The following is a 13346-nucleotide window of genomic DNA, read 5'->3' as shown; positions in this document are numbered from 1 at the left end:
TTTGTTTTATTTTTCAAATTTATGTAGCTGCGGAATGATGGTTTCAAGCCATTTAATCCAGCCTATTTCCAAGTCGATACCCAGTTGTAAAATCATTTTATGAATATACAAGGTTCGATCTTCATCTTTTGCGTCGGCAAAGTCTTTGGCAAAAATCGACTGATAGACAGTAAGTTTTTCCTTGTGTAATTCAAGATGGCGTTCTAATTCAGGCAAAACAGCATTACTACCAAGCTGTGCTTCGGCACGTAGGCGGACCATTAATTCTTCACGTAACTGAGCAGGTGGACTTTGTTCTACCATCCAGCTTGCCAGTTCAGTCCGACCGAGTTGTTCTACTTGATAGGTTTTTTTACGGCTATTGCTACTGTCTTCTTCAATCGGGCTAATCCAGCCCTTTTGATGCATACCGCTGAGTTCGCGATAAATTTGTTGATGCGTCGCATTCCAAAAGAAGCCCATAGAGCGGTCAAAACGCCGTGCAAGGTCGATACCTGTGCTGGGCTTTTCGAGTAAGCTCGTGAGTAAAACATGGGCTAAAGACATATACGCCTCAGTCATAAAGAATTTATGTGTTTTATTATGCAACATGTTGCATAAAAATCAATTCTCGAATATAAATTAGTGCAACAAGTTGCATTAAATGTAATTCAAGAAAGTTCGAGATCACTTAATTTGCAATAGCAAACATAAAAATAGCCAGCTCATCAGCACGCTAAGGAGAAAAAATGTCAAATTATCCAAATTTATTGGCACCATTGGACTTGGGCTTTACTACGCTTAAAAATCGAGTATTGATGGGTTCTATGCATGTTGGGCTTGAAGAGGCGCCGGGTGGTTATGATTGTATGGCGGCTTTTTATGCAGAACGTGCCAAAGGTGGAGTGGCATTAATCGTAACGGGTGGTATTTCTCCAAATGATGATGGTGTGACCTTCCAAGGCGGTTCAAAGCTGGACTCAGTTGAGGAAGCTGAAAAGCATAAAGTAATTACCCAAGCCGTACATGAGGCAGGCGGTAAAATTGCGATGCAAATTTTACATACTGGACGTTATTCTTATCAGGCAGATAACGTTGCACCTTCTGCAATTCAAGCACCGATTAACCCTGTGAAACCGCACGCTTTAACCTCAGCAGAAGTTGAGCGCACCATCAATGATTTTGCGCGTTGTGCGCAATTAGCCCAAATTGCAGGTTATGACGGTGTAGAAATCATGGGCTCGGAAGGTTATCTCATTAATGAATTTATTGCTGCACGTACCAACCATCGTGATGATGAATGGGGCGGTAGCTATGAAAATCGTATGCGTTTCCCTTTAGAGATTGTTCGTCGTACCCGTGATCTAGTTGGTGAAAACTTCATTATTATTTATCGTCTTTCAATGTTGGATTTGGTGGATGGTGGTTCTACTTTTGAAGAAGTGGTTCAACTGGCAAAAGCAATTGAGAAAGCAGGTGCTACCATTATTAATACGGGTATTGGTTGGCATGAAGCACGTATTCCGACTATTGCAACCAAAGTGCCACGCGCAGCATTTACATGGGTAACTGAAAAATTAAAAGGAGAGGTGAAAGTTCCTTTAATTACCTCAAACCGTATTAATACCCCAGAAATGGCAGAGCATGTATTGGCATCAGGTCATGCGGATATGGTTTCTATGGCACGTCCAATGCTGGCGGATCCTTACTTTGTAGAAAAAGCCGAGCAAGGCCGCAGTGATGAAATTAATACCTGTATTGGTTGTAACCAAGCCTGTCTGGATCATATTTTCTCAATGAAAATTGCGACCTGTCTAGTGAATCCTCAAGCTTGCTACGAAACAGAACTGATATTTAAAGAATCTGCGGCTGAGAAAAATATTGCCGTGATTGGTGCAGGTCCTGCGGGTTTAAGCTTTGCAACGTATGCAGCTGAACGTGGTCATAACGTGACAATTTTTGAGGCGTCTAACCAAATAGGCGGTCAATTTAATATTGCCAAGACTGTACCGGGCAAAGAAGAATTTTACGAAACGATTCGTTATTTCAAACACAAAATTGAGTTGTTGCCAAAAATCAAATTGGTGCTGAATCATACTGCGACCTATGATGAACTGGTGAATTCAGCATTTGACGATATTGTCGTGGCAACAGGTGTCACACCACGTCAGTTGCATATCGAAGGCATTGATCATCCAAAAGTAATGAGCTATTTGCAAGTGCTCAAAGAGCGTCAACCTGTAGGTAAGCGTGTAGCTATTATTGGTGCGGGTGGTATTGGTTTTGATACTGCGGAATATCTAACGCATGAAGGCGAAAGCGGTAGTTTGAATCCACAAAAATTCTATGATGAGTGGGGTATTGATACGAGCTATGCACAGGTTGGTGGTTTGAAACACCCAGATGTCGAAGCTTCTCCGCGTGAAGTGTATTTACTACAACGTAAAGCAAAGTCAGTAGGCGCAACTTTAGGTAAAACCACAGGTTGGATTCACCGTACGGGTTTAAAACATCGTGATGTGAAAATGATTGCTGGGGCAAGTTACGACAAGATTGATGACTTAGGCTTACATATTACTGTGGACGGTCAAACCCGCGTACTTGAAGTGGACAATGTCATCATCTGTGCAGGTCAGGAAGAATATACCGCGATGTACGAACAGCTTAAAACAGATGGAAAAAACGTGCATTTGATTGGTGGTGCTAAAGAAGCGGGTGAACTTGATGCCAAACGTGCGATTCGTCAAGGTGCTGAGTTGGCAGCGGTTATTTAATAAAAGTCTCCCTTAGATAAAGGGTGATTTAGGAGGGATTATCTCAAAGAATCCCTCCCAACTTCCTTTAACAAAGGCAAGCTTATAAACAAAACAAGGATAGAACAATGAGCATTGAAAATACCAAAACATCAATACAAAAATGGCATCACATGCTTGAAACACGTGATATGAGTATCTTAAATGAGCTGCTGGCAGAAAATGTGGTGTTTCGTTCACCTGTAGCTTATAGCCCATATCCGGGTAAGCCAGTGGTTACGTTTATTTTGACCAATGTGGTGCAAATCTTTGAAAACTTTAGGTATCACCGTGAGTTTTATACCGAAGATGGGTTAAGCGTTGTACTTGAATTCTCTGCCAATGTTGGAGAAAAGAAACTTAAGGGTATTGATATGATTCAATTCAATGAAGAAGGGCAAATCATTGATTTTGAGGTGATGTTACGTCCAAAAAGTGGCTTGGAAGCATTGGCTGCGAAAATGGGTGAGCGTTTCGCAAAATACCAGCAGGCATAAATTTAATCCGCTTGAAAACTAAGATTTTTGATCATTTTTGACGATGGTCGATTCTATTGATTGGTGCTAAATTTTAATGACTAACTACACATAGGCAGAGCGAATGAATCCAATTTTAGGAAAATGTCGTGAAATTGCACTGGGTGTTTTAGATTACACGACGGGTGCAGAGCAACCTCAATTGTATTTTAATCCGCAAGGCCAGATGGCTGAGGTATTGCCAAAATTAAAGCAATTACATCAGAAGTATCGACCTACGCCGTGGTTATCAAATAATCATGTGCATTTGCTTTATTTTGATGTCATTAAAAAGCGCACTATCAAATTACAATATGATGCGATAGAACAATTAACCATGGCGGATGGTGGGGTAACTGCTATTGCTTGGTTGGGTTTAAATTTACCTGAGGAGACTCCGACCATCGTTTTGATGCATACCATTACAGGTTCACCTGAAAGTATGCGTGAATTGGTGCGTGACCTCAATCAATACACGGGCTGGCGGATTGCCCTGTGTTTAAGGCGAGGTCATGGTAATTTGCCAATGCCAGTACCGCAAATTAATTTGTTTGGTTCTGTACAAGATTTACGTGAGCAAATTGCCTATATTCAGCAGAAATTTCCTAAATCAGACCTGTATGGTGTGGGTTCATCGGCCGGGACGGGTCTATTGGTGCGTTATCTTGGGGAAGAAGCTGATGCCACACCACTTAAAGCAGCCTTTGCATTGTGTCCGGGGTATGACACTGAATTGGGCTTTAAAAATGTGCATCCGTTTTACAGTAAAATGATGACGAAAAAATTGTTCGAAAAATTTGTTGAGCCTTATTCAAGAACTTGGGCTAAAACAGAATCGTTATTTGATGTTTTGCAAAGTAAAGATTTGGCGCAGTTTGAGCGCGCTTATTTTCAAATGGCAGGCTATAGCGATTATGAAAGTTATGCCAAAGCAACCAATCCAGTTTATGTGTTTGAAAACGTTAAAATACCATTGATGATTTTAAATGCGGAAGACGACCCTGTCTGTCACATAAAAAATTTTGAACCTTTTAAAGCATTAATTACGCAAATGCCGAATGTTGTTGTGGTGACAACTAAAAAAGGCAGCCATTGTGGTTATTATGAGGGTGCGGTAGATACCCACTCTTGGGCCGCTAAGCTCATGTCTGACTTTTTAAAAGTTTATGCTACATAGTTTGTTATACATTATTCAGATTTAAAAAAAGCCCGTATTTATACGGGCTTTTGATCATTTGTCCTTAGTGATTAAAGGCGTAGAGTGGATAACTCATGATTTTTTTACGATGGTGCATTGCAAGCTTCTACTTGAGGTTTGAGCTTCATTTGAAGCAAGACCAAAAGTAATGCTAAAGCACTTAAGCCAGCACCTGAATATGAAACAGCTTGATAAGTCCAGCTTAAATTCAAGACTGCAGCACCTGCAGCAGCACCCAAGGCATTACCTAAATTAAACGCACCGATATTTACTGAGGACGCAAGGCCTGGTGCATCGTTTGCAACAGTCATAACACGCATTTGCAGTGGTGGTACGACTGCGAATGCAGCAGCGCCCCAAATGATTAATGCAATAGCTGCACCTAATGTAGTTGTTGCTAGCACAGGGAATAACAGCATCATCAGCATGAGCAGTACTAAAAAGCCAATGAGGGTTTTTTCAAGTGAAAGGTCGGCAAATTTTCCTCCAAAGTGATTCCCAATTGAAAAACCAATACCAATTAACACCAGCATGAAGGTAATCATGCTTGGGCTAGCATGCGTGAAGGCTTTTAAACTTGGCGCGATATAGGTATATAAAGCAAACATAGCGCCCGCACTCATCACGGTAGTCAGCAATGCCAGTACTACTGGTAAGCGTGTGAGAACTTTGAGTTCTTGTGCCACATTGGGTTTTACCGTGTGGTTGCTTTGTGGCAGTGCTTTCCAAAGTGCAAACATGGTCAATACGCCAAGTAGGGTAATGGCGGCAAATGACATGCGCCAGCCGATATTTTGTCCGACCCATGTTGCCAGTGGTACACCGCCAATATTGGCAATGGTTAAGCCCATAAACATCATCGCAACCGCACTGGCTTGTTTATCTTTTGCCACAACACTGGCTGCGACGACAGAACCTAAGCCAAAAAATGCGCCGTGGTTTAAACTGGTGACCAATCGAGCAGCCATTAAGCCCATGTAGTTGGGTGCAAGGGTTGCTAATACATTACCAATGGTGAATATGGCCATCAGCAAAATCAGCGCAGTCCGTTTGGGAAAGCGCGCTAACCATAAGGTCATCAGTGGCGCACCAATCATTACTCCAATGGCATAGGCACTAATTAAAAGACCCGCCTGTGGAATCGAAACCGACAAATCAGAGGCAATTTCGGGTAAAAACCCCATGGGTGAAAATTCAGTTGTGCCTATGGCAAAAGCACCAATCGCCAAAGCAAGTAGAGGGAAATTAATTTTCATTTTAAATATCCCACGCAGGAGCGAGTCCTTCAGGGTCTACTTCACGCTGATGACGATCCAGTGTCGCAATTGCCTGCATTTCTTCAGCACTTAATTGAAGCTCTTGAGCTTTTAAGTTGCTGATTAAATGTTCACGCTTGGTGGAAGAGGGAATGACGGCATAACCTTTATGTAATGCCCAAGCTAGTGCAACTTGTGCAGTGGAAACATCATGCGCTTGCGCAATTTCTGTCAGAATTGGGTCATTTAATACTTTGCCGTAGGCCAAAGTCATGTAGGACGTCACATCAATATTTTTTGTTTGTAAATGATTTGCCAAAGTTTGATTTTGCAAATATGGACTAAGTTCAATTTGATTGGTGGCAATATGTTCTGCACCAATGCTATCAATAGCTTGTTGAGTCAGCTCAATATTGAAGTTTGAAATACCAATGTGTTCAGTCAGCCCTTGTTGTTTGGCTTCTAATAGGATCTGCATGAGTTCTGGAATATTTGTACCAAGCTTGGGTGCAGGCCAGTGGATCAATGTCAGGTTCACTGCATCTGTTCGAAGTTTCGTTAAACTTTCTTTTAAACTTGGAATAAGACGATCTGCGGCATAATGCTCTGTCCAAATTTTTGTGGTTAAAAATAAATCTGAACGCGAAACTTGGCTCTCTGCAATTGCTTGACCGACTTCAGATTCATTACCATAAATTTGTGCCGTATCAACCGCGCGATAACCTACTTCAAGCGCAGTTTTAACAGATTGAATAACCGTGTCGCCTGTTAAGCGAAATGTACCAACACCAAATTGCGGAATAATCATGTTGTTCTCTATATCATTTAAATCTTGGGCTTATTTTGATAAAAATTTACTTGATTAAAAATAGGTGAATTTGCAAAATATTATTGACTAAAAATCAATAATTGAAAAAATGAAATCAACGATTGAAGAACTGAATGCTTTTGTCACCATTAATGACAGTGGTTCAATTGTCATGGCAGCACAACAGCTAAATCAAACCACTTCGGGTGTGAGTCGTGCATTACAGCGTTTGGAAACCAAACTGAATGTGACTTTAATTGAGCGGACGACGCGTAAATTGAAACTCACACAGGAAGGTCAGCTATTTTTATTGAAAGCGCGAAAAGTGCTTGCCGATTTAGCAGAAGCAGAAGAATCCTTACTGAAACTTGATGAGGATACTTCAGGGCTGATCCGCGTAGATTCGGCAATTTCATTTATTCTGCATATGATCGTGCCACTTCTTCCTGAATTTAATCGACGCTACCCACATATTCAAATTGAACTAATTAACCATGATCAAGTGATTGACTTACTTGAGCATAAAGCCGATGTTGCGATACGTTTTGGAAAATTAAATGATTCAAGCCTACATGCGAAGTTGATTTATAAGAGTCGATTAAACTTGGTGGCGAGCCCTGATTATTTAGGTAAACATGGTCTTCCTGAAACGACGGATGAATTATTAGAACATTCATTACTCGGGTTTAGTGAAATTACCCACATGAATACTTGGCCAATTCAAGTAGAGGGGAAAGCACTAACCATCCGACCCAATATAAAAGCGTCGAATGGTGAAACAATTCGGGAACTGGCGCTGAATGGCATGGGCATCGCATGTTTATCAATTTTTATGCTTGAAAAAGATATTGCGGATGGGCGTTTGGTGCCAATATTGGTCGATCAAATGGAAGCTCACGAGCAGTTAATTCATGCGGTTTATTATCAACAAGAGCATTTGCCCAAACGCGTTCGTCTATTTATTGAGTATTTAGCTGAAAAATTAAAAGAATATTTATGAAATAAAGAAAAAAGTAAGGCGCATTTTTATTAGAGATAAAAAAACCCAACAAAAGTTGGGTTTTTTTTAATGTTTGGTATAACTAAAAAAGCGATTTTAGTTTTCCAATGCTGGTGTAGCAGCGGCAATTGCAGCAGCAACAGCATCATCTTCAGATTGAGCTGAACCAGAATTTTGTTTAGGTGGTGTCGTTGCAGCTGGTTTTTCAGCTTTAGGTGCAGCAGGAGTTGCTTCTGGTTTTGGTTCAGGAGTTGGCTCACGACGAATTTCAGTTGTAGTATTTGGTGTTTCTTCACGAATCACTTCAACATGTTGAGGAATGGTTTCCTCTACAGCAACTTGTTGTTCTTCAACCGGTTCTAATTGAGTTGGTACTGATGCAGTTGGTTCAGATGCAGCAACTTCAACTTGTTCCTGTTCTTCTTCTTTTGGTGCTTCTTTCTTTACGCATGCTGTAAGAAGTAGAGCTGTTGCGATAGCACCGCAGATTAAAAGTTTTTTATTCATAGTGACACAAAACAAAATAGTGTGGATTGGATGGCAGCATTATAACAGTAAATAAGAATATAGAAATGATAAGAACTTACTCTAAATTTCTATCGGAATTGCTGTTACAATAACCAATTGTTTATTGTTCTATGAATTGATGCCGATTGACTTTGCTTTATTGGTACAAGGTAAAGTAAAATTGCGCAACATTGCAGGCCGATTTAGGCTCGATTGTACGAGAAACCCAATGACCCATTTTATTTTCGTGACTGGTGGTGTAGTTTCATCACTAGGTAAAGGTATTTCAGCTGCTTCTGTTGCTGCACTTTTAGAAGCTCGTGGTTTAAAAGTGACCATGGTAAAAATGGATCCATACATTAATGTCGATCCAGGGACAATGAGCCCATTCCAACATGGTGAAGTTTTTGTTACAGAAGACGGCGCTGAAACAGACTTAGACTTGGGTTACTACGAACGTTTCTTACGTCGTGCGAAAATGACCAAATTGAATAACTTCACATCAGGTCGTGTTTACCAAGATGTTCTTAATAAAGAACGTCGTGGTGACTACCTTGGTGGTACTGTGCAAGTTATTCCACACATTACTGACAATATTAAAGAACGTGTACTTCGCGCTGGTGAAGGTTATGACGTTGCGATCGTTGAGATCGGCGGTACAGTAGGTGACATTGAATCTCTCCCATTCATGGAATCTGTACGTCAGTTAATGGTTGAACTTGGTCATAAGCGTACGATGCTTATGCACTTAACGTTACTCCCATACATTAAGTCTGCAGCTGAATTAAAAACTAAACCAACTCAGCACTCAGTAAAAGAACTTTTGTCTATTGGTATTCAACCAGACATTTTGATCTGTCGTACTGAGCATGATGTTGATGCAGACACTACACGCAAAATTGCACTCTTCACGAACGTTGAAGCACGTGCGGTTGTGGTGTGTAAAGATGCTCGTTCTATCTATCAAATTCCACGTACATTCTATGAACAAAACGTTGATGATTTAATCTGTGAACGTTTTGGTTATGACAATTTGCCAGAAGCTGATCTAACTGACTGGGATAATGTAGTTGATGCATTATTAAACCCAGAATATACAGTTCGTGTGGCAATGGTCGGTAAATACGTTGAACTTCCAGATGCTTATAAATCTGTAAACGAAGCACTTTTACATGCGGGTATTCAAAACCGTGTGAAAGTTCAAATCGACTACGTAAATGCAGAAGAACTTGAAAGCCAAAACGAAGCAGAAGTGTTGAAAGATGCTGACGCGATCTTGGTTCCAGGTGGCTTCGGTGAACGTGGTACAGAAGGCAAAATGAAGGCGATTCGTTTCGCGCGTGAAAACGGTGTGCCTTTCCTTGGTATCTGTTTAGGTATGCAGTTGGCTGTTATCGAATACGCACGTAACGTTGCAGGTATTAGCGATGCAACTTCTACTGAATTTAACCGTTCTACAAAATCACCATTGATTGGTCTGATCACTGAATGGTTAGATGAGCGCGGTGAAGTTCAGCAGCGTAATACTGAGTCTGATCTTGGCGGTACAATGCGTTTAGGTGCTCAAAAATCTGAATTGGTTGCGGGTACAAAAACGGCTGAAGTATACGGTTCTAATGACATCATTGAACGTCACCGTCATCGTTACGAAATGAACAACCGTTATATCCCAGTGCTTGAAGAAAAAGGCATGAAGATTTCAGGTTATTCACCAGTACAGCGCCTTGTTGAAACTGTTGAAATCCCTGAACATCCTTGGTTTATTGCGGTACAATTCCATCCGGAATTTACAAGTTCACCACGTGATGGACACCCATTATTTGCAGGCTTTATTGATGCTGCTAAAAAGCAGTACAAAAAAACGAAATAATGCGTTTTGGATTAAACCAGGAAGAGTTTAAATGTCACAATTAAAACCACAGGAAATTGTACGTTTAGGCGATATACAAATGGCAAATCATTTGCCATTTGTACTATTCGGCGGAATGAATGTACTTGAGTCAAAAGACCTTGCTTTTGAAATTGCTGAAACCTATGTCGATATCTGCAAACGCCTTGATATCCCATATGTGTTTAAAGCAAGTTTTGACAAAGCCAATCGTTCAAGTTTGAACTCTTTTCGTGGCCCAGGCCTAGAAAAAGGGATTGAGTGGTTAGCTGACATTAAAAAACACTTTAATGTACCCATCATTACTGATGTACATGAACCATACCAAGCTGCACCTGTTGCAGAAGTCGCAGATATTATTCAGCTTCCAGCATTCTTAAGTCGTCAGACTGATCTTGTTGAGGCAATGGCGAAGACTCAAGCCATTATTAATATCAAAAAAGCACAGTTCCTTGCACCACATGAAATGCGTCATATTTTGCATAAATGTTTAGAAGCAGGGAATGACAAACTGATTCTGTGTGAACGTGGTTCATCATTTGGCTATAACAACTTAGTTGTAGACATGCTGGGCTTTGACACTATGAAGGAAATGAATGTTCCTGTGTTCTTTGATGTGACGCATGCGCTACAAACTCCGGGCGGTCGTTCAGACTCAGCGGGTGGTCGTCGTGCACAAATCACAACACTTGCACGCGCCGGTATGGCAACTGGTTTGGCTGGATTGTTCTTAGAAGCACATCCAGATCCTGAGAAAGCGAAATGTGATGGGCCATGCGCACTGCGTATGTCTCAGCTCGAGCCTTTCTTGGCACAGCTAAAAGAATTGGATACCTTGGTCAAAGGGTTCAGTAAGTTAGATACACATTAATTCGAAACACTTGATAGGTCATTTTTGACCTATCTTATTATTAATCAACTGAGGAATTGTTCATGAGCCAAATCGTTGACATTCGTGCACGTGAAATTTTGGACTCTCGTGGTAACCCTACCATCGAAGCAGACGTAATCTTAGCCTCTGGCGTTGTAGGCCGTGCATGTGCACCATCTGGTGCTTCAACTGGTTCTCGTGAAGCTTTAGAACTTCGTGACGGCGACAAAGCTCGTTACTTAGGTAAAGGCGTTAAAACTGCGGTTAACAACGTTAACACAGTAATTCGTGATGCATTGTTGGGTAAATCAGTATTTGAACAAAAAGACATTGATAACACAATGATCGCGCTTGACGGTACTGAAAATAAAGAAAAATTAGGTGCTAACGCAACTTTGGCAGTTTCTCTTGCTGCTGCGCGTGCTGCTGCTGACGAAAAAAAAATTCCTCTTTTCCAATACATCGCAGACCTTCGTAACAACAGCATTTTAACTATGCCTGTTCCAATGATGAACATCCTAAATGGTGGTTCACATGCAGACAATAACGTAGACATTCAAGAATTTATGATTGAGCCTGTTGGCTTCACTTCATTCTCTGAAGCTTTACGTGCTGGTGCTGAAATTTTCCATTCTTTAAAATCAGTTTTAAAGAAACAAGGTTTAAATACTGCGGTTGGTGATGAAGGTGGTTTCGCACCGAACCTTCGTTCTAACGAAGAGGCAATTACAGTAATTCTTGAAGCAATTGAAAAAACTGGCTACAAAGCAGGTTCTGACATCATGCTTGCGCTTGACTGTGCATCTTCAGAATTCTACAAAGATGGTCAATACATCCTTGCAGGTGAAGGCAATAAAGCATTCACAAGCAACCAATTTGCTGACTACCTTGCAGGTTTTGCAAACCAATACCCAATCATCTCTATTGAAGATGGTTTGGACGAGTCTGATTGGGAAGGTTGGTCTTACCTAACTTCAATCCTTGGCGACAAAATCCAATTGGTTGGTGATGACCTATTCGTTACGAATCCTAAGATTCTTCAACGTGGTATCAACGAAAAAGTTGCTAACTCAATTCTAATCAAGTACAACCAAATCGGTACGTTGACTGAAACTTTAGATGCAATCTATCTTGCGAAAGCAAATGGTTACTCTACTGTTATTTCACACCGTTCTGGTGAAACTGAAGATTCTACAATTGCGGATCTTGCAGTAGGTACAGCAGCGGGCCAAATCAAAACTGGTTCACTTTGCCGTTCTGACCGTGTAGCAAAATATAACCAATTACTTCGTATTGAAGAATTGACTAATGCTGCATATCGCGGTAAAGCTGAGTTCAAAGGTTTGAACTAAGCAGATCATGCTCTCTATGTTAAATGTATTTGACTCCAAAGCGAGTAAAGCATTGTTGGGCCTTGCGATCTTTTTGATCGCAGGGTTTCAATATTTATACTGGTTCGGTGAGGGTGGTTATCATGAACACCAACAGCTGAGTCAGAAAATACAACAACAAGTCGAACTCAATGATGAATTAAAAGAACGAAATCGCGTACTCGCAGCCGAAGTATACGACTTAAAAAATGGCGTTGAAGCCATTGAAGAACATGCTCGACTCGATTTAGGTTTAATTAAACCGCATGAGACCTTTGTACAAATGAGTACGATTAGTACCCAGTACAAACCAATATATATTGATCCAAACGCACAAGTAGACCTACGTACCAATGAGTCAGAACCAGCAGACCTACCACCAGAACCATAATTTGTGGGCGATTATTCCGGCAGCTGGTTCTGGAAGTCGTTTTTCCAAAACAGAACTCAAACAATATCAAACGATTGATCATCAGACGGTGCTTGAACATACCATTGCACGTTTGAATCAATTGCCATTAACAGGTTATGTGCTTGCAATTGGTGAGCAGGACAATGTAGCAAAAACCTTGCCTTTTGCTCAAGCCGAAAAATCTCATTTTTGCTTAGGTGGTGCAGAGCGGGTTAATTCTGTATTAAATGCACTGCATTACCTTTCAAAAATTGCTCATGATGATGACTGGGTATTGGTTCATGATGCAGCGCGTCCATGTGTTACTCAAGAAAATTTGGAACAGTTAGTTCAAAATGCAATCCAAGCAGGGCAAAGTGCTATCTTAGCTATTCCTGTACGAGATACTTTAAAGCGGGTGGAAAACTCTCCTTATATTTCTGCCACAGTGGATCGCTCAACTTTATGGCAAGCGCAAACACCACAAATCACTAAATTGGGCGTGTTGAAAAAAGCCATAGAAATGGCACTTGCAGAAAATGTCACAATCACCGATGAGGCGAGTGCGTTAGAGCATATGGGTGAGCATGTACAAGTTGTGCAAGGGCGTTCCGATAATATCAAAATCACCTATCCTGATGATTTAGAACTCGCACGACTGATTTTGGCATCACAGCACAATTAATTTACCCTTATTTCATGGAATATTTAAGTGACGGTGATTCATTCGCGGTCGCTTTAATTTATAATTCCTCAATTCTTTTTTAGATC

13 protein-coding genes are annotated in these 13346 nt (G+C 40.9%); 9 read left to right on the top strand and 4 right to left on the bottom strand.

From position 1 onward, the window contains the following. Positions 1 to 6: 6 nt before the first annotated feature. Positions 7 to 546 carry a PadR family transcriptional regulator gene (locus tag B9T33_RS15050; protein ID WP_086179737.1) on the bottom strand — a complete coding sequence of 180 codons (540 nt, stop codon included), beginning with the start codon at positions 544 to 546 and terminating at the stop codon, positions 7 to 9. Positions 547 to 728: 182 nt separating this feature from the next. Here B9T33_RS15050 and B9T33_RS15045 point away from each other — a divergent pair, with 182 nt between their 5' ends. The 3 genes from B9T33_RS15045 (at position 729) to B9T33_RS15035 (ending at position 4463) form a co-directional block, all read left to right on the top strand. Then, the gene (locus B9T33_RS15045; protein WP_086179701.1) at positions 729 to 2753 is read left to right on the top strand and encodes an NADPH-dependent 2,4-dienoyl-CoA reductase; all 2025 of its coding nucleotides are present in this window, start codon (positions 729 to 731) and stop codon (positions 2751 to 2753) included. Positions 2754 to 2860: 107 nt separating this feature from the next. Next, positions 2861 to 3268 carry a nuclear transport factor 2 family protein gene (locus tag B9T33_RS15040; protein ID WP_086179700.1) on the top strand — a complete coding sequence of 136 codons (408 nt, stop codon included), beginning with the start codon at positions 2861 to 2863 and terminating at the stop codon, positions 3266 to 3268. A gap of 103 nt (positions 3269 to 3371) precedes the next feature. Continuing rightward, positions 3372 to 4463 carry a YheT family hydrolase gene (locus B9T33_RS15035; RefSeq protein WP_086179699.1) on the top strand — a complete coding sequence of 364 codons (1092 nt, stop codon included), beginning with the start codon at positions 3372 to 3374 and terminating at the stop codon, positions 4461 to 4463. Positions 4464 to 4567: 104 nt separating this feature from the next. Here the strand turns inward: B9T33_RS15035 and B9T33_RS15030 are convergent, their stop codons facing one another. Both B9T33_RS15030 and dkgB read right to left on the bottom strand, forming a co-directional pair. Then, positions 4568 to 5740, bottom strand: coding sequence for an MFS transporter (locus B9T33_RS15030; RefSeq protein WP_086179698.1), 1173 nt, complete (start codon positions 5738 to 5740; stop codon positions 4568 to 4570). A 1-nt stretch (position 5741) separates the two neighbouring features. Then, the gene (dkgB, locus tag B9T33_RS15025; RefSeq protein WP_086179697.1) at positions 5742 to 6548 is read right to left on the bottom strand and encodes a 2,5-didehydrogluconate reductase DkgB; all 807 of its coding nucleotides are present in this window, start codon (positions 6546 to 6548) and stop codon (positions 5742 to 5744) included. 109 nt (positions 6549 to 6657) lie between these two features. Here dkgB and B9T33_RS15020 point away from each other — a divergent pair, with 109 nt between their 5' ends. Next, on the top strand, positions 6658 to 7548 hold the full coding sequence (locus tag B9T33_RS15020; protein WP_086179696.1) for a LysR family transcriptional regulator: 891 nt from the start codon (positions 6658 to 6660) through the stop codon (positions 7546 to 7548). A 96-nt stretch (positions 7549 to 7644) separates the two neighbouring features. On the opposite strand, the gene B9T33_RS15015 is transcribed toward B9T33_RS15020, so the two are convergent. Then, complete coding sequence (locus tag B9T33_RS15015; RefSeq protein ID WP_086179695.1) at positions 7645 to 8055, bottom strand: internalin; 411 nt, start codon at positions 8053 to 8055, stop codon at positions 7645 to 7647. A gap of 229 nt (positions 8056 to 8284) precedes the next feature. On the opposite strand from B9T33_RS15015, the gene B9T33_RS15010 reads away from it, so the two are divergent. From B9T33_RS15010 to ispD, 5 genes are all read left to right on the top strand, one after another. Beyond that, positions 8285 to 9925, top strand: a complete 1641-nt coding sequence (locus B9T33_RS15010; protein ID WP_086179736.1) for a CTP synthase — start codon at positions 8285 to 8287, stop codon at positions 9923 to 9925. A 31-nt stretch (positions 9926 to 9956) separates the two neighbouring features. Beyond that, positions 9957 to 10814 carry a 3-deoxy-8-phosphooctulonate synthase gene (gene kdsA / locus B9T33_RS15005; RefSeq protein WP_086179694.1) on the top strand — a complete coding sequence of 286 codons (858 nt, stop codon included), beginning with the start codon at positions 9957 to 9959 and terminating at the stop codon, positions 10812 to 10814. A gap of 62 nt (positions 10815 to 10876) precedes the next feature. Continuing rightward, positions 10877 to 12166, top strand: a complete 1290-nt coding sequence (eno, locus tag B9T33_RS15000) for a phosphopyruvate hydratase (protein ID WP_086179693.1) — start codon at positions 10877 to 10879, stop codon at positions 12164 to 12166. 16 nt (positions 12167 to 12182) lie between these two features. Continuing rightward, positions 12183 to 12575 (top strand): septum formation initiator family protein, encoded by a 393-nt coding sequence (locus B9T33_RS14995; RefSeq protein WP_086179692.1) that lies wholly within the window; start codon positions 12183 to 12185, stop codon positions 12573 to 12575. Then, positions 12538 to 13260: a 2-C-methyl-D-erythritol 4-phosphate cytidylyltransferase gene (gene ispD, locus B9T33_RS14990; protein ID WP_086179691.1), complete on the top strand. Its 723-nt coding sequence runs from the start codon at positions 12538 to 12540 to the stop codon at positions 13258 to 13260. Before B9T33_RS14995 ends, ispD begins: the two co-directional genes overlap by 38 nt. The last annotated feature ends 86 nt before the right edge of the window (positions 13261 to 13346 follow it).

Origin of the sequence: Acinetobacter sp. ANC 5054 (genome assembly GCF_002135295.1) — a bacterium.
In the GTDB taxonomy this organism is placed as follows: domain Bacteria; phylum Pseudomonadota; class Gammaproteobacteria; order Pseudomonadales; family Moraxellaceae; genus Acinetobacter.
The sequence above is the reverse complement of the archived record's forward strand: the minus strand, read 5'-3'. Positions and strand labels throughout refer to the sequence as shown.